This is a genomic window from Armatimonadota bacterium, assembly GCA_017303935.1.
In the GTDB taxonomy this organism is placed as follows: Bacteria; Armatimonadota; Fimbriimonadia; order Fimbriimonadales; family Fimbriimonadaceae; genus JAFLBD01.
In genome coordinates this window covers 600,717-619,691 of sequence record JAFLBD010000003.1, presented here as the reverse complement: position 1 = coordinate 619,691, position 18,975 = coordinate 600,717, and the positions used below count along the sequence as shown (strand labels likewise).

Below are 18,975 nucleotides of genomic sequence, written 5' to 3'. Positions count from 1 at the left end.
CCGATTCGGTGATGACATGGGCTGCGCCTGACGTATCGCCCACCGGCAAAGGTAGTGCTGTGTAATTGCCAGCCAGGTCCCAAGTCCCTGGGCGGTATTCGTTCATCCCGACGATGGTGCCATCGTTCGAAATATCTTTGGCAAAACTGGCACCCATCGGAGTCAGCAGTAAACTTGAGTTTGGGGAATAAGAACCACAAGCTCCGAAAAAAGTTGGACTATCTCGAACATAGGTGCCAACGGTTTGTCGGCTCTCGTTCATCCCCCACATCAGTAAACTGCCATAATTGCCACCTAATTGTGGGTCTTGCCAAGTTTGCACGGTTCCATTTGCGTTCCAGATGCGAATAGCAGTTACACCAGGGTTGACTGTCTGGTCTACCCCTGCAATCGCAAAATCGCCGTTTTCATTCATTGCGTCCGCACCAGCAAATCTAATTGGATCAATGAACTGTGTGACTTGGCCGTTGCTAAGACGCCGATAAATGTTGCCGTTGTTGCTGTCCCTAATAGCCATTGTTCCTTGACTATTGAACGCGGAAATCTTGAGATTATTTGACGCACCAGGAACCGTAATGGACTGCATCGTCCAGGAAATGGCTTGGCCACTGGCCAGAAGGCCAGTGGTCATTGCGCAAGCAAGAATCAATTTTGTATTCATTTCACTCATCCGGGTTCGGTTCTGATGGCCGATTGTCACCAAACAGTGCCTCAACCATTTTGTAATCAAGTTCACCTCCAGGGTTCCGAGCTCCGCGCACAAAGAGGTCGGGGATATCGTCATAGGGAGGGTGGGCTGTTGAATCGGCTTTGAACCAATCTAAATAACGGTTGGTCATTGCGCCCCATTTGCCAATATAGTCAAACATTGTCCAACCGGAATTGTCTTTAGCCAATTGTGTTCGCATATCGTGATGGTAAAAATCGCGCTGGGTCCAGAATCCCGCTCTCGGGCCATAACCGATTGGTTCAGCCCCGTTTGAATCGACTCCAAAGTCGTTCCCGGCTGTGCCGTCAGTTCGGGCGCCTAACTCGGTAGCAATCATAGGTGCATCATAATTCTTTCGCCAATTGTTGACAACGACATATGTTTGCGGAGGGTCCTCTCCAGGAGTGGGATCATCCTTAAGCACATTATCCTTGTACCTGGGCGCAATAGCGTTATCGAAGCTGTTTTCGAAATCTCTAGGTTTGTAATAGTATCGATTTTCTATGTAGTAGGACGAAGCGACGTGTGGGTGGGTGAAATAAAACGGTAAGTACGGATGATAAGCATAGACGACTCTCCTAGCATAATCCATGCCACCTGGGAAATCATCACCTTTAAATGGTTCGAATTGGTAAGTATCGGTACTTCCAGGTGTGGGATCCTTTACTACATCGTAACTATCGAAGAGTGAATTGTACGTTGTCGCAATGACCCGGCAATAATTCGGGTCCGCTTCGCTGTAAATTGCACTTATGGCGGACTTCTGAAGCTCTTTCCAGATCGGCAACATATTGTATCTCCAGAGTTTATAGTCGCTAAACTGATGGTTACCGCTAATTCCGACCGTATACCTTGGGCCGCCGCCCGCGAAGAAGTTCACAAACGGCTCAATGAGGATCTCAAAATGCACTCCTTTCAAAGGATAATATGGGTCCTCCTCCGTGCTTACACAGAGGTTTGGGAAGAAGTTCTGATACATGTAGTCGAGCTTAGTTCGAAGGTTGTAAACAAAGCTCTTCCAAAAACGTGGGAGTGGGTGAACGGATTCACCAGTGTGAATAGGCAGGATGGACTGCGCAGTGCACAAATCTTCGACATACAACCCACCCCTTGGCCAACTAGTCGCGGACTGGTTGTACCACTGCTTGTGGAAGTCGTACTCTGAAACGTAGATTGGGTGTAAGTCGATGATGACATCCAATCCGCGAGCTTTAGCTTCAATGATGTCTCGGGCGAGCTCCTTGAAATTTTCTGATGGCTTGACGGTCTGCCATCCGTTATTGTTCGTATTACACCAGCCCGTCCAGCTCCAATCCGACAAGTTGCATTCTGGACTGCCATGATCGGCTCCGAAAGCCACCGGATCGATTGCAATCCTAATATGTCCAAACCGTAGTCCATTGGTACCGCTAGCAATGCGGTCGAAATCGTGCCAAGTATGACCAGGATCGCCATAATCGAGCATCACCTTTGCGCGTTTGATGTTGTAAGTGGGCTGTCCTAAGCTGTATCGGTAGTTGCACGCCCACACATTCGAGATATTCACACCTCCTCGTTGAAGATTTCCAGGAAGCGGATCGTGCTCGTCGGAGTTCGCCTGACCGAACGCCGCTGCAGTCAGGAATACGGAGACTGCGCTGATGAGTGATGTTCTAAGTAAATTTGACATTGTCTTTACTCCTGTCCGGATTATAAGACGGTTTCCTGTCATTTGAAATACTTTTTTGAATTTTTCTCAAAATGTCCGCTACGACTTCCAAGTGAGGTCTTTGCCCTCATACTCGGGATAGTCGATGGTTGCGTACAGCTCCGCGCGGGTGCGCATTTTGTCCATGTATCCCGCCTGAGTTCCAGTTGCAAGGAGGTCGGCATAGAACTCCTCGATCGCCTTCAACATCACGCGCAAAGCGGTCACTGGGAAGATCACCATCTGATAGCCGAGATTTTCAAACGCGTTGGCGGTGATCAGTGGAGTCTTGCCGAATTCGGTCATGTTCGCCAGCATCGGAACTCCGGGCAGTGCCTCGCGGAATTGAGCGAACTCGGACTCGCTGACCAGACCTTCGGGAAAGATGCCGTCTGCCCCAGCCTGCACATATGCCTTCGCCCGGTCAATCGCCGATTCGATCCATTCGACACCGCGCGCGTCGGTGCGCGCCAAAACCATAAAGCTCGGATCAGATTTAGCCTCCACGGCAGCCCGAATCTTGGATTCCATTTGGGCGCAAGAGATGAGGTCCTTGCCGTCCAGGTGCCCACACCTCTTCGGGCTCACTTGGTCTTCAAGGTGAATCCCTGCCAGCCCGGCGCGCTCCATCTCGATGACGGTGCGAGTGGTGTTCCAAACTTCGCCAAACCCGGTATCCGCATCGCAAATGATCGGCACTGGCGCGACTTGGCACGCTTGCGCCGCCACCGTGCTCATTTCGTTGAGGGTGGTGAGAGCGATATCGGGCATCCCGAGCAGATTGTTGGTGATTGCGCCGCCGCTGAGATAGACCGCCTTCGCGCCTTGCTTGGTCGCGGCGAGGGCGGAGAGCGCCGAAAACGCTCCGGGCATCACCACGATGCCAGACTCAAACTGTTGACGAAGCAGCGCCCCAGGGGACTTTAGCGGTGGTCGAATCACGCATTCAGCGTACCCGAGGGATTATTCGCTGACGACTTTGACGCTAACCACGGTGTCTCCGGGCTTGATGCCGTCGACGACGTTCATCCCGCTGGATACGTTGCCGAAAACGGTGTATTGACCGTCGAGGAACGGCGCCGAATCCAACATGATGTAGAACTGGGTGTCGCCGGAATTCTTGTTTTCGCCGAGCCGAGCGAGCCCTACCGCGCCCCGGACGTGCTTCAATCCGCTGTCTTCAAACGGGACCTGTACGCCGGTTTTGTACTTACCGAGGTCTGGGTCGTCCATCGACTTGTTGCGGCTGTTGGGGTCGCCAAATTGAACTAGAAATGGCTTCGGCGATTTGACGACTTTGAAGAACTTTTGGCCGTCGTAGAACCCGGATTTGGCCAGGCTGGTGATTCTCTCGACTGCCTTGGGGGCTCCTGTGGAATTCAGTTTGATCGCAATCGTGCCACCGCTCTCCATTTTGATTTGCAGAGTCAGTGACTCGGCGCGTGGCATCAACGCACTATTTGCGCTAGTTACCAAGATCACCGATGAGAGCAAGAGCAGATTTCGCATGAATTTCCCCTAATCACAAGGTTAGACGAACGGGATGCAATTTTGCATTGGCGATTAGTCCTTTAGTACTCGCCCACGCACGTCGGTGTTGTTTTGGCGAGTTAAGAACAGAATGCCGTCGATGATGGACCAAAGGGCTCCGATTCCAAAGCAGAACGAAGTCAAGAACTGAATGATCCCCACCGTGACAAACCCGAGGTACATCCTCCCGACACCGGGCAGAAATAGGTTCAAAACTCCTGCAGCGATCCGGGATTTGTCGCTGTACGGCACCAGCGCGTGGGGCACGTGGTGCATCATTGGCTGCGGTGGTTGAGGAGTTTGTGTCCAGCTTGGAATGGTCGGCGAGGGCGCTGGCGTTGGCTGCTGGATCAAGGGCTGTGGCGGCGGCACATGACCAGAACCGGAAGGGAAGGTGCCCACAAATTGCGGAATGGATTGCGCCCGAACCCAATCTGCCATGCCAGCCTTCCAGACGTAAGTCTCCGGCTTCACGACCTCGTCCCGGATCAGCTCGATCATCTGCTCCTCTGACAACGGACCAAGTTGGCCAAATTGTCCAATGTAAAACCAGTCAAAGTTGCTGTTGCCTGTACTCATCCCGTGGGTCCGATCAGATAATACGCGAGTTAGCCTGTTTGGGGTTCACGCAGGTACATTATGAAGGTAAAAAATATGTCTGTACGCGTTCGCTATGCCCCTAGTCCAACCGGAAGTCCCCACGTTGGCAATATTCGAGATGCACTCTTCAAGCATTTGCTGGCAAAGCACTTTGGCGGGGTTCACATTCTGCGAATCGAAGATACCGATCGTGCGAGATTGGTGCCGGGCTGTGAAGATGAAATCGTCGAGAGCCTTCGCTGGTTGAACATCGAGTGGCAAGAGGGGTTTGGCGTCGGTGGCCCTCACGAACCGTATCGCCAAAGCGAGCGCAAAGAGCTGGGCATTTATCAGGAATTGATCGATCAACTTCTTGCCAAGGGGATGGCGTATTACGCCTTCGATACTCCCGAGGAGCTGACCGAAATGCGGGAGTATCAACAGATCAACAAGCTCCCGATCGGCTATTACGGCGGAAAGTGGCGGGATGCAGAACCGTCGGCAGTTGAAGCCGCTCTCGCCGAGGGCAGACCTTACGTTATCCGGCAGAAAGTGCCAAAGGATTCAACCATCGTGATCGAGGATTACATCCGTGGCCGGATCGAATGGGATAGCAACACGGTTGACGATCCAGTGTTGATCAAGGGAGATGGCATGCCAACTTATCACTTCGCGGCGATGGTTGACGACCATTTGATGGGCATCACCCACATCATGCGTGGCGAAGAATGGATCAGTTCCGCGCCAAAGCATGCTGCTTTGTTCGACGCATTTGGTTGGGATCGCCCGGTGTTTTGCCACTGCCCGGTGATCAAGGGCAAGGATGGCTCGAAGCTGAGCAAGCGACATGGTGACACTCGCGTTCTAGATTTTCGAAGCGCAGGGTTTTTGCCGCAGGCACTTTGCAATTTTGTAGTACTGATCGGCTGGGCGCCAGGCGGTGACCGTGAATTGATGTCCGGCAAAGAGTTGGAAGAAGCTTTCACCCTGGATGGGTTGCAGCCTTCGCCGGGCGTGTTTGACATGGACAAGCTCACTTGGATGAATGGTCATTACATTCGCGCGCTTGGCGTCGAAGAACTGCTCGCGGAGATCGAATCATTCCTGTCGAATCCAGAAACCAAGGAGTACTGGTCGCGCGAAGCAAACGTCGAATCAGGCACTTGGCAAAAGCTGGAACTGTTGAAGAGCGCGATCTCAGAGAACAGGGCTTATGTCGAGAAGGTGCTTCCACTCGAACAAGAGCGCGTTCAAACCCTCGCTCAGTTCGGTGAGGCTTGCCAGTTCTTCTTTGTCGATGAAGTCGAATTCGATCCGAAAGCGACAGAAAAATGGTTCATCGGCCAGGAGCATGTCGGGCCGATGTTCGATGCCTTCATTGAATCACTGACTGGCATGGACTCGATTTCGCACGATGATTGCGAAAAGTTGGTCAAAGACTATGCCGCAAAGATTGGGCTCGAAAAGATTGGTCCGGTGGTCCATCCAACCCGAGTTGCTCTCACCGGCAAGACGGCTGGACCAGGACTGTTTGACTTGATGAGCGTGCTCGGGCCGGAGCGGATGGTCGCGCGGTTCAAGCGCGCCAAGTCGATGCTTCGCTAAGGTAGAAATAACGGGCATAATCCGGCAAGGCACTATGAAGATTGGATTCATCGGACTGGGCACGATGGGGGCGCCAATGGCCAAGCATCTGCGAGCGGCGGGGCATGACCTCGTGGTTTGGAATCGCACCAAGGCGAAGACGGCGCCGCTGGTCGCGGAGGGCGCAGAGGCGGTTGAGACTCCTTTGGCGCTCGCACAGATTTGCGACGTGATCATCCTGTGCGTGAATCGAAGCGAAGACGTCCAGGATTTGGTTGCGAAGATGATGCCTGTCGCCAAACCGGGTGCGCTGTTCATCGACCATTCGACAATTCATCCGAGAGTCGCCACGGAGATTCACGATGAGCTCGCCAAGGCTGGATTTGGGTTCGTCGATGCACCAATCACGGGCGGTTCGATGGGGGCGAACAATGGAACGCTCACCATCTTTTGTGGCGGCAATGAGGCCGAAGTCGCCCGCGCAAAGCCAATATTGGACGCATATGCCAAACGAGTGGAGCGGGTCGGCGGCCCTGGCATGGGGCAGATGATGAAGATGGCGAATCAGATCGCGGTCGGTGGTGCGCTCGTGGCACTTTGCGAGAGCTTAGCGTTCGCTCAAAAAGCGGGTCTGGACCTCGAGCAAGCACACGAACTTTTGAAAGGTGGCGCGGCTGGGAGCTGGGCATTCGATAATTACGGGCCGAAGATTTTGCAACAGGACTGGACCCCCGGCTTCAGCATCAAAAATCAGCGCAAGGACTTCGGCTATTGCAAAGAGGCCGCTGAGGATATCGGCATGGATGTGCCGGCTACAAACCTGGTAGATCAGCTGCTTGAGCGGCTCGATAATCTGGGGCGCGGAGAGCAGACCACGGCCGCACTCTTTGATGCCTATATCAGCGGGGAGGAGCTCAACTGAATCCGATCGTCCGGCTTGAGAATATCGGTCATCGGTTCGGGGATTTTGCTGCGCTCAGCGGGATTCAATTCGATGTAGAACCTGGGCAAATCCACGCTATCGTGGGCGAGAATGGCGCAGGGAAGACCACCCTAATGCGCATTCTATATGGCGCGATTTCTCCGTCTGAAGGATCGTTCTCTGTCGAAGGCACGGTTCGAAATTTCAAGTCAAGTAAGGAGGCGATTGCTGCCGGGATCGGCATGGTCAGTCAGCACTACGCCGTGATTCCGGAATTGACGTGCCTCCAGAATTTGATGCTGGGAGCAGAGCCGGGCGCGTTTCTCAACGGGGCGACAGCCGCGGCCCGGGCGCAGGAGCTTGCGGACCAAATGGGTTTCCAATTCGACTGGCACAAAGAAGCCTCAACCCTTGGACCTGCCGGTGCCCAGAAGCTCGAGATTCTAAAGTTGCTCTGGCGAAACGCGAGGATCATGATCCTTGACGAACCTACGGCGATGCTCAGTCCCGCCGATGGAGAGGCGTTGTTTGAGTCATTACAAAAACTGACGGCAAACGGTGCCACTGTCCTGCTCGTCACTCACCGACTCCTAGAAGTCTTCGATTTTAGTAAGAATGTGACCGTCCTGCGTGGCGGGAAGCAGGTCGCCAATCGACCTGTGAGCGGCTTGGACGCCAAAGAACTTTCCGAACTGATCGTCGGGCACTCATTGGCCACGTTCGAACAGCGCGAAGTCACTCGAACGACCAAGACCCTGGAAGTATCGAACCTCACAGTGAAAGGTGATCGCGGGGATGACGCAGTCAAATCGGTCTCTTTCGACGTGTATGACGGTGAACTAGTTGGCATCGCCGGTGTCGATGGTAACGGCCAAAAAGAACTATTGCAAAACCTCTTTGGAGTGCGGCCGAGCTCGACCGGTGCAAGTAAACTGTATGGCGATCCAATCGACTCAAAAGCGACTGCCGAGCGGGTGGAACTTGGTGTGCGACTCATCGCCGAAGATCGGCACTCGGAGGCCGTGGTCGAACGTTGGCCCCTTAGCGAAAACGCCTTGATGGGTTTCCAGCGGATGCCCCAATTTCAGGTGAAAGGGCAGATCATGCGGCAGGAACTATTGAGCAAGACCGAGGGAATGATCGCCCGATTCAACACGAAGTGCAGTGGGCCATCCCAGCCGATGGGAGCGCTTAGCGGAGGCAACCAACAGCGATTTGTAGTCGCTCGCGCCCTCGCCGAAGATCCAAAGTTGATCCTTGCGTTTCAACCTACTCGTGGACTGGATATTGATGCGACACGTGCCGTCTATGAAGGCATCCGCCAACAGTGTTCGGCGGGCGCCGGTGCGCTGGTCGTCAGCTTTGATCTGGACGAACTTCTCGAATTCTGCGACCGAATCTTGGTGATGAATGGCGGAGAAATGAAGGAGGCGAAGGTGAAAGACCGCGCCACCGTGGGCCAATTGATGGTGGGGGCAGAATGAACCTGAGCCTGAAAACTCGTATGGCGATCCTGATCACCATTGTGGTGGTGATGCTCGGGTTTGCGGTTTCGTCGGGCAATGCTCCAGCCGGCGAGGTTCTCCTCAAGCTGCTCACCAGCAGCTTTACGAATCCGGTGCTCGCCACAGACACACTGAAGAGATTCACTCCTCTCGCCATCGCCGGAGTCGCCGTCTTTTGGGCGCTTCGGGCAGGGCTTTTCAATATTGGTGTCGAGGGTCAGCTCAGCATAGGCGCGCTGGCGGCAGTAGCGGTCGGTTCGAAAGTGCCTGGCCCAGTCGGAGTTGTCTTGGCGATTGCCAGCGGCACGATCGCTGGAGCGCTTTGGGCTCTCCCAGCGGGCTGGGTGAAAGCCTACCGAGGGGGGCATGAAGTCATCAGCACGATCATGCTCAACCAGATTGCGCTGCTCCTCGTTTCATTTTTGGTGAGCGGTCCGCTCAAGGATCCGAACGCGGGCTACCCCACCAGTTCGACCCTCGCCGAATCAAGCCGGGTTCCAAACACCGGTACGATGATGCCCGTGACGGTCAGCCTCAGTGTAATCATTGCCCTCGTTTTGGTCGTTCTTTTTTCGCGATGGCTTAGCCGAACGGTCGGTGGATACGAACTCAGTTTGGTAGGTGAAAATCCGACCGCAGGGAAGTTTGCCGGAATCGATTCACGCAAAGTGATTCTGAAGGCCATGATCAGTAGCGGAGCGCTTGCTGGTCTTGCGGGTGCGCTCCAGCTGCTGAGCTACGAATTCCGGATGTACGAACAGTTTAGTAGTGGATATGGTTTCGATGCCCTCGGCGTCGCTATTCTGGCGGGCGCGAATCCACTCATGATTTTGGGAAGCGCAGCGGCGTTTGCGATCCTCGGGCAAGGCGCGAGTATGGTGCAGATTCTCGGAATTCCGAGTGGAATCAGCAATGTCCTGTTCGCCCTTCTTATCGTAATCGTTGCTGCGCTCCGAGCGCGAAATTCGAGGTCTGCCGATGCTTGATCAATCCTTCTTCACCAATCTGGCTGTCATGGCTTCGATCTTGATGCTCGCGGCATTGGGCGGATTGTTCAGCGAGCGCTCCGGCGTGATCAACATTGCGCTAGAGGGCAAAATGCTCGCGGGAGCTTGTTTCTCTGCGCTGGTTTCTGCGAATTCAGGCAATCCGTTACTCGGGATTCTGGCGGGTGTGATTGCCGCGATTGTGCTCAGCTTAATGCACTATGCGCTCACCCAGCTCTATGACCTTGAGCACATCCTGGCGGGTATGGCGATCAACCTATTGGCGTTCGGGGTCACAAATTTCGTGGCTAAGAAGTTCATGGAAACTGGTCCACGCGCCACGTTTTATCCAGTGATGATCTTCGCCGGGCTCGCGATGGTCGCGACAGCCATCAGTTGGTTCGCGCTGTACCGCACTCGCGCTGGATTACGCATTTTGGCGGTCGGGAATCATCCCGGCAAATCCAGACAAAGTGGCATCAATCCGCTGGACGTGCGTTTCCGGGCGCTGATTGTGACCGGAGTTTTGTCCGGCTTGTCGGGTTGCCTCATTGTCAGCAATAGCGGCAACTTCACCGACATGATGACTGCCGGTAGAGGGTTCATCGCTTTGGCCGCGCTAATTCTCGGAGGTTGGCGGCCCGTTCAAACGGCGATCGCCTGCATCGGCTTTGCCGCATTTGAAGCGGTTCAAATCCAGTTACAAGGTCGTCCGGTGATGGGCGTTGAATTGCCCGCAGCGATTTGGAGCATGATGCCGTATTTGATCACGCTCATCACGCTGATGGGATTCGTTGGAAAGACAAAAGCCCCGACCGGGCTCGGCCAGCCTTAAGACTTTGCCGAGCCTAGCCACTTGACGGCGGCATCCAAAGCAGGATCCTTGACGCCATCTGGTTCGGTTTTGATTTCAGTATCCGGAATCACTCCGCGGCCTTCTAGTCGCACACCCTTGCTAGTGATGAAATCCTGAATTGGGATCATCATCTGCCAGCCTTCTTTTAGCGGAGTGATCACTGCGGCCAGCACCATCCCGATCGATTTCGTCCCAAAGACCTTGGCGCCCGCTTGCTCTTGTAGTGAGGCGGAGATCATTTCAGCCGCGCTACCCGTGCCACCGTTTACGAGAACGGCCAACTTGCCGGTGAACACGACGTCCTTCTTGGCGGGGAACATCTTTGCTGGAGACCACTCGCTCAATGCAGCAAAATCGTTGGCTGATTTACCGGTTTCTTTTACGAACCGGTTGACGATACTTCGGGTCAACCAGGTGCCGAGCGGCTTGTCTTTGGGGATAAAGAATCCGGCGCAGTCTTGCATGCTCATCACAAATCCACCAGGGTTGTTGCGGACGTCCAGGACCATGAACTTGGCTTTGGCGTTAACCTCTTGCATGAGCGTAGCCATTCGCGAGCCATTGTATCCGGCCTCTTTATTCGTTGTGGTTGCACCTTCGAACGATGAAATTTTGATATATGCCGTGTCCGGTTTGATCCATCGGAGCTCGATTGGCGGACGGGTCGAGAACGCCGCTCGGGTCACCTTCGTCATCCGGGTCTTTCCGTTGAGAGCCTTGATCTTCATGTCGAACACGGTGCCAGGAGCACCTTCCAGCACAGAGCGACTGGTCGGCTTGACCCCGTTCACTTCGACAATTGTTTCGCCCGGCTTAAGTCCAGCCTTATCAGCAGGCGAGTCTGGGAGAACAGACTTGATCTTGATCCCTTCTGGGGTGATTTCTAAGTAGATTCCGATGCCAACTTGCTGCCCGGTGGACCTCGCCTCGGCACTCGCTGGAGTGAGCACGCTGATATGGCTGAATCCAAATTCACCGAGAGCTTCGTTGACGGCGACGGCGAAGGTGGCGTTATCTTGCGCGCTATCAATCGAAGCCTTGTGCTTTGCTAGGTGATCGGGCCATTTGCTAAAGTCTGCCCCAGGGACGAATGCCATCCGAGTGACTCGCTGACTAATGATTTCAAGGAGCGAACTCTTCTGATCAGCAGAGATTTCAGGAGCGGCGGCTTGCGCACTCGCCACGACGACGAGGGAGAGCAGGGTTGATCGGACAGCTAAATTCATTTGTGTTGATAAGTATATGAAAAAAACTCGGTTTGAGTTCCAATTGAGAGGGTTTGGACACCAAAATGGACCGCAAAAGCGGTCCATTTTGGTGACACTTGCTAATCCGAGTGGATTACTTCTTGTTTCTTCTGCGAGCTGCGATGGCGCTGAGGCCAGCAACGAGAGCAAACATGGTGCCTGGTTCAGGAGCTGTTTGGACACTGTACTTCATCGATCCAAATCTAGAATGGGTGTAGCCTGACGAACCGTTTTGTGGAGCCAAAGTTGAGTTTCCACCTTGATCGGCAGCAAATAGAGCTCCGATAGCGGTGTCGCCACCAGCAGCGAGGGAGTGATTGAACGTATAGGAAGCGATCTTATACGAGCCATTGGCGATGTTTTGTTGGGTTCTCGCGCCGCGTTGTAAATTCACAATAATCGGATAAGGATTTGATCCGTAGTTGGAATTTGCTCCCACGATACTTGCTGCAGCTCTGACTTCAAATGCGGTTCCCAATTGCGTATCAAACGCATCCAATCCAACGCCATGGTAAGTCGCGTTTTGAAATTGAAGCTTGTTGAATGGATCTGGGGTGCCTGTAGCACCCGAACCAACCGCCTTGCCAAAGGCGAGAGCGACATTAAAGGAGGAAATATCAGTAGCAGCTGCGCCAGTGTTCATCCACACCTCGATCGTGAATGACCCTGTATCAGCAACTCTGAACATATTTCCGTTGAGAGTGGCACCAGCACCTGCTTTAAGCTGATAGGATTGGGCATTGGCCACGCCAATCAACAGAATCCCAGACACGAGCAAAAGATTGCGAAACTGATTCATTAAGTTCTCCTACATTAGCTTTAGATCGTTTTGGCGACAATTTCGCCCTCTCCAAGATCTACTGCTAACATCATCATATCAGAAAACAATCATTCTGGCAAATTTTCTAGCTAGCTTTTTGAAAATCTGCACAAAAAAATTGGACCGCCGAGGCGGTCCAATTTTCAACTTTCCAAGATGTAAAAGAAAGGACTTACTTCTTGTTGCGTCGGCGAGCAGCGATTGCGCTGAGGCCTGCAGCGAGAGCAAGCATAGTGCCTGGTTCTGGTACTGCTTGAACGCTGTACTTAACCGAACCGAATCGCGAACCGGTGATACCCGAAGCACCGTTCTGTGCAGAACCTGTGCCACCTTGGTTTGCAGCGAACAGAACGTCAACTGCGCTGGTGTTAGCAGCCAAGGAGTGGTTAAAGGTGTACGAAGCAAGCTTGAACGAACCGCCAGCAATGTTTTGTGCCGAAGCTGCGCCTCGAGCGTTATTGACAACGATTGGATAAGGATTGTTCGTGTAGTTAGCACCCGATGCAATGGTAGCAGCAGCGCCTCGGACTTGGAATGCGGTACCCAATTGAGTGCCGAATGCAGCAAGGCCGTCACCTGCGTAAGCAGCGCTAACGAATTGGAGCTTGTTTGTAGCAGCTGGGGTTGCGGAAGTACCGGAACCAACAGCGTTTCCAAAAGCGAGAGCGAAGTTAATCGAAGTGATTGACGTTGCAGCTGAACCAGTGTTCAACCACAGTTCAACTGTGAAAGGACCGGTTGCGCCGACTGTGAAAGTTGTGCCAGAGAGCGTCGCGCCTGCACCGGCTTTCAGCTCGAACGATTGAGCGTTGGCTGCACCGACCATAACGATGCCAGCAACGAGAGCGATATTTCGAATGTTCATATTTACCACCTCTACCTCTAAGATAAGGATTAGGACTGAGAAGGCTTCACAGCTTTCAGCCCGTGGCCTACAGCCGATCTCCTACATCAAGTCCCATTATAGCAGGGACCATGCCAACCGACAAGGGTTTTCAAAAGTCCTTTCGCACTTTTTGACTACAACAATTGCACTCAGGTTCAAAATTGTTCAATTTGGCCCATATCGAGGTCCCAAATACCGTACCTTTACCAGGTTGATTTTGCTCCTCGCGCATCCGCAGAACGCTCAAATGGCCCCCGTACAATTCAAGGTAAAACCAATTTGATGGTGCAAGGGCCTTGAAATGGGCCAAAAATGCACCTGATTTCGGGGCAAAACGCTGTATGAGTAGGATCGCAATCGTCGGAGCAGGAGTCGCGGGCCTTGCGGCAGCGAGACGACTTGCTGAGGCAGGACACACTCCAGTTGTCCTCGAAAAGTCCAAATCAGTCGGCGGTCGAGTGGCGACGCGAACCCTTGGGGACTACATTTTCGATTTTGGAGCGACCAGCATTGCACCGCGAGGGCGAACGATCGAGAAATATCTTTTCAATCTTCTTCCTCAAGACGGCCTTCAAAAAATTGAGCGGCCAGTGTGGACAGTCGCCTATGGACGCACTTCGCCAGGCGATCCGGCGAAGATGAAAATCGATCGCTATATATATAGTGCGGGAATTGCCGATTTCGCCAAGCTCATGGCGGACGGCCTGGATGTTCGCACAAGCACCGAAGTGAAGCAAATCGTGGCCGACAATGGATACGTTGTCGACGGAGAATCCTATGATGCTCTCGTGCTCACATGCCCAATACCGCAAGTGCAAGCACTTCTGCTCAACTCAAAGGAGCAAAGGCATCTGCGCAACGTTCGCTACCGAACCTGTCTTTGCGTGATGCTCGGCTATGCCGAAGAACTGCCAGAGCTCAAATATCACGCCCTAGTCGATTCCGATCAGCGAAGTAGCGTTGTCTGGATCAGCGTCGAATCAGCTAAGTGCGCCGGTCGTGCTCCAGAAGGGCACACGGCGTTTGTCGTCCAGTTCGGCGCGCAATACAGCAGCACCCACTTCGAAGATAGCGATCACGAAATCACCCGAGAAGCGATCTCTGCCATCGAGCGCGTTTATGGAAAACCGTTTGCCGCGCCAGTCGTCTCACAAGTGAAGCGGTGGAGATTCGCACAGGCCGAAACGACGGCCACCTTCGATTCTGCCAACCCACTCAACAGCCGAATGATCGTGGCGGGAGATGGAATCATGGGGGCACGTGTCGAACTCGCCTTTGAAACTGGAATTCTCGCCGCCGAACGACTTATCAAGGAATTTGCCTAACTCGCCATGCCAATCACGCCTTTACTCGTCGCCATCATGATGCAGACCTCGCCCGCGGTAGAGCGCAAGTTCGCCTACAACGTCTTGCTCTCCGATTCACAGATCGGCACGGCGGAATATACGTTGAGGTCGCTCGAAAACGGTCAGCGTCAAGTCATTTCGACGATGGTGCTGAAGAGTTTGGGCAAAGAAGCTCGGGTGCGGCAAGAGACAATTTACGCGAGCGATGGCTCCGCCACCCGCAAGATCCAAGAAACCGTTCAAGGCACGGACCGCAAGTTGATCGTCGCTGAACTTTCATCCACCGCCGCCAAGATCGAAGCGACAGGAAGCAAAACCCCGGTACCCAAATCGGTGCCAATCAGCGACCGCGCGCCTCAGAGCAATGCATCGATTTTCTGGTTCGACACGATCAAGCCGAAGAAAGGCGACCGAGCATCGGCATACGTTTTCGACCTCAACGACTTCCAATGGATGCTCGAAACCAGCACCTACAACGGACCCGTCAGCATCAAACTCGCAGGAAAGTCCGTCGCTGGGCACGAGATCGTGATCGAACGAGGTGGAGGATCGGCCCGCACGGTGGTCGATGACAAAGGCGCCCCGCTCGTAATCGAGCGAGGCGACATGAGAATCGTCCGAAAGTAATCCTAAACGATCTGCGAAGGGTGGACGTAGACCGTCCGAACTTCTTCCTTAGGAGCGGTCTTGTACATCAAGAATCCGCCCAAAGCGCTCCACGAAAGCAAGCAGAGCACGACAAAGAAGGCGGTGCTGAACTTCTGCATTCGCATCTGAGAGGTTTCGCTGACCGTGATGCCCCATCGAATGCAGAACATCCATATGCCATAGGCCAGGTGGTAGCTCGCGGCCAGAGTCCCTAAGATATAAACCAGCAAGACGATTCCGCCATTGGCCAAAAGCTTCGGTGCCCAGGCGGCGTATTCGATGTGAGCGATGCTATTCGTGGCCATCTTCACCGCGGTTGTGCTGATCCAGTGATAGGCAAGAAACAGCAACAAGAACAAACCGCTCACTCGCTGGAGCGTGTAGTAGTAGTTCTCGCGGTACTTGTAGGCGGCGTTAGAAAGATTTGGCACGCCGCGACGAGCAATGAAGAATCCATAGATCGCGTGGAAGGCAAGCGGAATCCAGATCGCGCCAATTTCCAAAGCGAGCAAAATGTGCTTCGGCATGCTCTCGAAAAAGTGCAAAACACCATCAAAGTACTTCGGTCCACCCAGGCTGAAGGTGTTCAGCGTCAGGTGCTGGACCATATAGAACCCAACCGGGACCACTCCAGAAAGCGAATGAAGCTTGTGGAGTAAATAGTTCTCTTTTGCAAGTGCGGTAGCCATGCCTCTTCGTATTTTACGCGAATTATGGGAACTGTTTCGTCAGCAACCGGCTCCCGGTACAATCTAAAGCACCATGACGGCAATTATCGATCTCGTCGCACGTGAAATTTTGGACTCTCGGGGCAACCCCACCATCGAAGTTGATGTGATTTTGGAAGACGGTTCGTTTGGCCGTGCCGCGGTACCAAGCGGAGCATCCACCGGTGCTTTCGAAGCGGTCGAACTCCGCGACGGAGACAAGTCGCGATACCTCGGCAAGGGTGTTCTCAACGCGGTCGAAAATGTGAATGAAGCGATCGCCACCCGGATTGTCGATATGGACGCCACCGAGCAGCAAGATATCGACGAAATCATGCTCGAACTCGACGGAACCGAGAACAAATCTCAGCTTGGCGCCAACGCGATCCTGGGCGTATCGCTCGCCGTCGCGAAGGCTGCCGCCGCCGCCACCGGATTGCCGCTTTACCGATATGTCGGAGGCGTGAGCGCATGTGTACTTCCAGTGCCGATGATGAACATTCTCAACGGCGGACAGCACGCAGACTCCAACGTCGATTTCCAAGAATTCATGATCCTGCCCGTCGGCGCGCCAACCTTCAGCGAGGCGATGCGATGGGGATGCGAGATCTACCACACCCTCAAAGGCGTGTTGAAATCAAAGGGGCTCGCGACCGGAGTAGGCGATGAAGGTGGATTTGCGCCAAGCCTCGATTCGCAAGAACTCGCGTTCGACTACATTCTAGAAGCGATTCAAAAGGCAGGCTACGAACCCGGTAAGCAGGTTTATCTCGGAATCGACGCCGCCGCGACCGAGTTCTTCAAGGACGGCAACTACGTTTACAAGAACGGCCAGGTCAAATCGGGCGCGCAACAAGTGGATTATCTCGTGGAGCTTGCGTCGAAGTACCCGATCATCAGCATGGAAGACGGCATCGCCGAAGACGACTGGGATTCGTGGAAGGCTCTGACCACCGCCATCGGTGAAAAGTGCCAGCTCGTGGGGGATGACCTCTTCGTCACCAACGTCAAGCGACTTCTGCGCGGCATCCAAGAAGGCTGCGCCAACTCCATCTTGGTCAAGGTCAACCAGATCGGTTCGCTCACCGAAACTCTGGCCGCGGTCGAACTCGCCAAGCGCAACAACTACACCGCCGTGATGAGCCATCGATCCGGAGAGACCGAAGACGCCACCATCAGCCACCTCGCCGTTGCCACAAACTGCGGGCAGATCAAGACAGGCGCGCCAAACCGCACCGACCGCGTGGCAAAGTACAACGAACTTCTGAGAATCGAAGAACTCTTGGGTTCAAATGCCGAGTACGCCGGGGCCGCCGCCTTCGGAAAGATCGGCAAACTGCTGAGCTAAAACAGGCTCGACTGGTTGGATTCGAGCGCGAGCAAAAACCGCTTGCGCTCGATCCCGCCCAAAAATCCCACCAAGTTTCCATCTTTGCCAAAGATTCGGTGGCAAGGGACAAAGATCGGAACCGGGTTTTGTCCGCACGCCGCACCCACCGCCCGCGCGAGGTTCTTGTCGCCGAGGCTGTTCGCCGCTTCGCCGTAGTGGCGAGTCGCTCCATACGGAATCTCCATCAGGTAATGCCAAACCTTGCGCTGGAATTCGGTGCCACGGAGGTCAACCGGAACGCTGAACTGCTTCAGATTCCCGGCAAAATACGCCTCAAGTTCAGACTGCACGCGGGCAGAAAACGGCGTGGAAACCAGCGGGCCATTCTCGGGGTCGAATCCAGCACTCGATATCCCACGGTCCGATCCAGCGACGGCAAACGGCCCAACTGGTGATTCGACAACGATCCGAAAAGGGTTCACGGGCGGCACCCAGTCATACTCTGCATTCCTATCACAGGGTCATCCTGAAGGACAATCCGCCCGGTATGTTACTTCTTTCTTCTTCGGGCCAGGAGTAGGCCGACGATCCCGATGCCCATCACCGCGAACTCGGAAGGTTCTGGGACTGGGGTGTAGAGGACGTTGTTGTAGGATGTTGAACCGACGGCATATCCTCCGACGATCTCTCTATTATCATTGATCTTCAAACTTGAAGCGTACGTGATTCCTGAAACTGGATTGGTGATGCTGGTACGTAGGTCAACCACACCGGTTCCCGCGCTCCAGAACTTGCCACCATTTGCACCCCTGTAAACCACGTCCATGTGCTCGTTCATCGACATGCCATAAACGAAGTAGGCTCCGACTGCGCCAGAAACATATGCCGGGATGTGATATAGCACTTGCCGAGTGGACTTCGACCAGATCGTCATGTAGAACTGCGAACCGCTCCTGGTGTATCCGGCAATGTATCCAGACTCGGTGATGACATGGGCTGCGCCGGACGTATCGCCGACGGGCAAGGGGAGTGCTGTGTAGTTACCTGCGAGGTCCCAGGTGCCCGGGCGGTACTCGTTCATCCCGACAATGGTGCCATCGTTCGAGATATCTTTGGCAAAACTTCCTCCAAGATCGGTCAAAACCATGCTTGAAGTCGGGGAGTATGATGCACACGCGCCGTACATATCGGGCGAAAATCTAACACCGTACCCCACCGCTTGCCGCGTTTCATTTAGCCCTAGGAGTGTAAGCGATGCTCCTGTTCCGGGCGGAATAGGATAGCTCCAGTTCTCAATCGACCCATTTGCATTCCACATTTTTACATAGGGAGTTGAAGGGTTTGTTGAATTATCGGTTCCCGTGACCGCAATATCTCCGTATTCGTTTATTGCGTCTGCACTAGCAAATCGAATTGGCGCAATAAACTGCGTGATTTGGCCATTGCTTAGTCTTTTGTAGATGTTGCCGTTATTGTCGTCACGAATCACCATCGTGCTCTGGCTATTGAATGCGGTAATCCGGAGATTATTGGAAGCTCCGGGGACGGCGATAGACTGCATCGTCCAAGTGATGGCTTGACCACTGGCCAGAAGGCCAGCGGTCATCGCAGAAGTGATCAAGAGCTTATTCAT

19 protein-coding genes are annotated in these 18,975 nt (G+C 53.9%); 8 read left to right on the top strand and 11 right to left on the bottom strand.

Annotated features, from left to right (window positions below):
* The 5 genes from J0L72_12135 to J0L72_12115 all read right to left on the bottom strand — a co-directional run.
* Nucleotides 1-661: hypothetical protein (locus tag J0L72_12135; protein MBN8691517.1), on the bottom strand; the 661-nt coding region annotated here is incomplete at its 3' end.
* Nucleotide 662: 1 nt separating this feature from the next.
* Complete coding sequence (locus J0L72_12130) at nucleotides 663-2,378, bottom strand: hypothetical protein (GenBank protein MBN8691516.1); 1,716 nt, start codon at nucleotides 2,376-2,378, stop codon at nucleotides 663-665.
* 78 nt (nucleotides 2,379-2,456) lie between these two features.
* Nucleotides 2,457-3,269, bottom strand: coding sequence for a methylisocitrate lyase (prpB, locus tag J0L72_12125; protein MBN8691515.1), 813 nt, complete (start codon nucleotides 3,267-3,269; stop codon nucleotides 2,457-2,459).
* 90 nt (nucleotides 3,270-3,359) lie between these two features.
* Complete coding sequence (locus J0L72_12120; GenBank protein MBN8691514.1) at nucleotides 3,360-3,905, bottom strand: peptidylprolyl isomerase; 546 nt, start codon at nucleotides 3,903-3,905, stop codon at nucleotides 3,360-3,362.
* Between the two features lie 54 nt (nucleotides 3,906-3,959).
* Nucleotides 3,960-4,505, bottom strand: a complete 546-nt coding sequence (locus J0L72_12115; protein ID MBN8691513.1) for a DUF4339 domain-containing protein — start codon at nucleotides 4,503-4,505, stop codon at nucleotides 3,960-3,962.
* Nucleotides 4,506-4,580: 75 nt separating this feature from the next.
* Here J0L72_12115 and J0L72_12110 point away from each other — a divergent pair, with 75 nt between their 5' ends.
* From J0L72_12110 to J0L72_12090, 5 genes are all read left to right on the top strand, one after another.
* Nucleotides 4,581-6,110 (top strand): glutamate--tRNA ligase, encoded by a 1,530-nt coding sequence (locus J0L72_12110; GenBank protein MBN8691512.1) that lies wholly within the window; start codon nucleotides 4,581-4,583, stop codon nucleotides 6,108-6,110.
* Nucleotides 6,111-6,144: 34 nt separating this feature from the next.
* On the top strand, nucleotides 6,145-7,011 hold the full coding sequence (locus J0L72_12105) for an NAD(P)-dependent oxidoreductase (protein ID MBN8691511.1): 867 nt from the start codon (nucleotides 6,145-6,147) through the stop codon (nucleotides 7,009-7,011).
* A gap of 101 nt (nucleotides 7,012-7,112) precedes the next feature.
* Nucleotides 7,113-8,495, top strand: coding sequence for an ATP-binding cassette domain-containing protein (locus J0L72_12100; GenBank protein ID MBN8691510.1), 1,383 nt, complete (start codon nucleotides 7,113-7,115; stop codon nucleotides 8,493-8,495).
* Nucleotides 8,492-9,502, top strand: coding sequence for an ABC transporter permease (locus tag J0L72_12095; GenBank protein MBN8691509.1), 1,011 nt, complete (start codon nucleotides 8,492-8,494; stop codon nucleotides 9,500-9,502). Before J0L72_12100 ends, J0L72_12095 begins: the two co-directional genes overlap by 4 nt.
* Nucleotides 9,495-10,337, top strand: a complete 843-nt coding sequence (locus J0L72_12090; GenBank protein ID MBN8691508.1) for an ABC transporter permease — start codon at nucleotides 9,495-9,497, stop codon at nucleotides 10,335-10,337. Before J0L72_12095 ends, J0L72_12090 begins: the two co-directional genes overlap by 8 nt.
* On the opposite strand, the gene J0L72_12085 is transcribed toward J0L72_12090, so the two are convergent.
* From J0L72_12085 to J0L72_12075, 3 genes are all read right to left on the bottom strand, one after another.
* Entirely contained in the window at nucleotides 10,334-11,584 is a 1,251-nt protein-coding gene (locus J0L72_12085; GenBank protein ID MBN8691507.1) for a PDZ domain-containing protein, read from the bottom strand. The genes J0L72_12090 and J0L72_12085 overlap by 4 nt on opposite strands.
* Before the next feature lie 115 nt (nucleotides 11,585-11,699).
* Nucleotides 11,700-12,404, bottom strand: coding sequence for a PEP-CTERM sorting domain-containing protein (locus J0L72_12080; GenBank protein ID MBN8691506.1), 705 nt, complete (start codon nucleotides 12,402-12,404; stop codon nucleotides 11,700-11,702).
* Nucleotides 12,405-12,597: 193 nt separating this feature from the next.
* Complete coding sequence (locus J0L72_12075; GenBank protein ID MBN8691505.1) at nucleotides 12,598-13,290, bottom strand: PEP-CTERM sorting domain-containing protein; 693 nt, start codon at nucleotides 13,288-13,290, stop codon at nucleotides 12,598-12,600.
* A 362-nt stretch (nucleotides 13,291-13,652) separates the two neighbouring features.
* Here J0L72_12075 and J0L72_12070 point away from each other — a divergent pair, with 362 nt between their 5' ends.
* Together J0L72_12070 and J0L72_12065 are read left to right on the top strand one after the other, a co-directional pair.
* Entirely contained in the window at nucleotides 13,653-14,636 is a 984-nt protein-coding gene (locus J0L72_12070) for an FAD-dependent oxidoreductase (protein ID MBN8691504.1), read from the top strand.
* 6 nt (nucleotides 14,637-14,642) lie between these two features.
* Nucleotides 14,643-15,284, top strand: coding sequence for a hypothetical protein (locus J0L72_12065; GenBank protein ID MBN8691503.1), 642 nt, complete (start codon nucleotides 14,643-14,645; stop codon nucleotides 15,282-15,284).
* Nucleotides 15,285-15,286: 2 nt separating this feature from the next.
* On the opposite strand, the gene J0L72_12060 is transcribed toward J0L72_12065, so the two are convergent.
* Nucleotides 15,287-15,994: a succinate dehydrogenase gene (locus J0L72_12060; GenBank protein MBN8691502.1), complete on the bottom strand. Its 708-nt coding sequence runs from the start codon at nucleotides 15,992-15,994 to the stop codon at nucleotides 15,287-15,289.
* A 73-nt stretch (nucleotides 15,995-16,067) separates the two neighbouring features.
* On the opposite strand from J0L72_12060, the gene eno reads away from it, so the two are divergent.
* A complete protein-coding gene (gene eno, locus J0L72_12055; protein MBN8691501.1) occupies nucleotides 16,068-17,360 on the top strand; it encodes a phosphopyruvate hydratase in 1,293 nt (430 codons plus the stop codon).
* Here the strand turns inward: eno and J0L72_12050 are convergent.
* Together J0L72_12050 and J0L72_12045 are read right to left on the bottom strand one after the other, a co-directional pair.
* Nucleotides 17,357-17,824 carry a methylated-DNA--[protein]-cysteine S-methyltransferase gene (locus tag J0L72_12050; protein MBN8691500.1) on the bottom strand — a complete coding sequence of 156 codons (468 nt, stop codon included), beginning with the start codon at nucleotides 17,822-17,824 and terminating at the stop codon, nucleotides 17,357-17,359. The two genes, eno and J0L72_12050, sit on opposite strands and share 4 nt — an antisense overlap.
* Nucleotides 17,825-17,892: 68 nt before the next feature.
* Entirely contained in the window at nucleotides 17,893-18,975 is a 1,083-nt protein-coding gene (locus J0L72_12045; GenBank protein ID MBN8691499.1) for a PEP-CTERM sorting domain-containing protein, read from the bottom strand.

Excerpts from the sequence above, each read along its gene's own strand:
- J0L72_12130 (MBN8691516.1), bottom strand. The coding sequence starts at position 2,378 with ATGTCAAATTTACTTAGAACATCACTCATCAGCGCAGTCTCCGTATTC.
- prpB (MBN8691515.1), bottom strand. The coding sequence starts at position 3,269 with ATGCCCGGAGCGTTTTCGGCGCTCTCCGCCCTCGCCGCGACCAAGCAA.
- J0L72_12120 (MBN8691514.1), bottom strand. The coding sequence starts at position 3,905 with ATGCGAAATCTGCTCTTGCTCTCATCGGTGATCTTGGTAACTAGCGCA.
- J0L72_12115 (MBN8691513.1), bottom strand. The coding sequence starts at position 4,505 with ATGAGTACAGGCAACAGCAACTTTGACTGGTTTTACATTGGACAATTT.
- J0L72_12110 (MBN8691512.1), top strand. The coding sequence starts at position 4,581 with ATGTCTGTACGCGTTCGCTATGCCCCTAGTCCAACCGGAAGTCCCCAC.
- J0L72_12105 (MBN8691511.1), top strand. The coding sequence starts at position 6,145 with ATGAAGATTGGATTCATCGGACTGGGCACGATGGGGGCGCCAATGGCC.
- J0L72_12095 (MBN8691509.1), top strand. The coding sequence starts at position 8,492 with ATGAACCTGAGCCTGAAAACTCGTATGGCGATCCTGATCACCATTGTG.
- J0L72_12090 (MBN8691508.1), top strand. The coding sequence starts at position 9,495 with ATGCTTGATCAATCCTTCTTCACCAATCTGGCTGTCATGGCTTCGATC.
- J0L72_12085 (MBN8691507.1), bottom strand. The coding sequence starts at position 11,584 with ATGAATTTAGCTGTCCGATCAACCCTGCTCTCCCTCGTCGTCGTGGCG.
- J0L72_12080 (MBN8691506.1), bottom strand. The coding sequence starts at position 12,404 with ATGAATCAGTTTCGCAATCTTTTGCTCGTGTCTGGGATTCTGTTGATT.
- J0L72_12075 (MBN8691505.1), bottom strand. The coding sequence starts at position 13,290 with ATGAACATTCGAAATATCGCTCTCGTTGCTGGCATCGTTATGGTCGGT.
- J0L72_12070 (MBN8691504.1), top strand. The coding sequence starts at position 13,653 with ATGAGTAGGATCGCAATCGTCGGAGCAGGAGTCGCGGGCCTTGCGGCA.
- J0L72_12065 (MBN8691503.1), top strand. The coding sequence starts at position 14,643 with ATGCCAATCACGCCTTTACTCGTCGCCATCATGATGCAGACCTCGCCC.
- J0L72_12060 (MBN8691502.1), bottom strand. The coding sequence starts at position 15,994 with ATGGCTACCGCACTTGCAAAAGAGAACTATTTACTCCACAAGCTTCAT.
- eno (MBN8691501.1), top strand. The coding sequence starts at position 16,068 with ATGACGGCAATTATCGATCTCGTCGCACGTGAAATTTTGGACTCTCGG.
- J0L72_12045 (MBN8691499.1), bottom strand. The coding sequence starts at position 18,975 with ATGAATAAGCTCTTGATCACTTCTGCGATGACCGCTGGCCTTCTGGCC.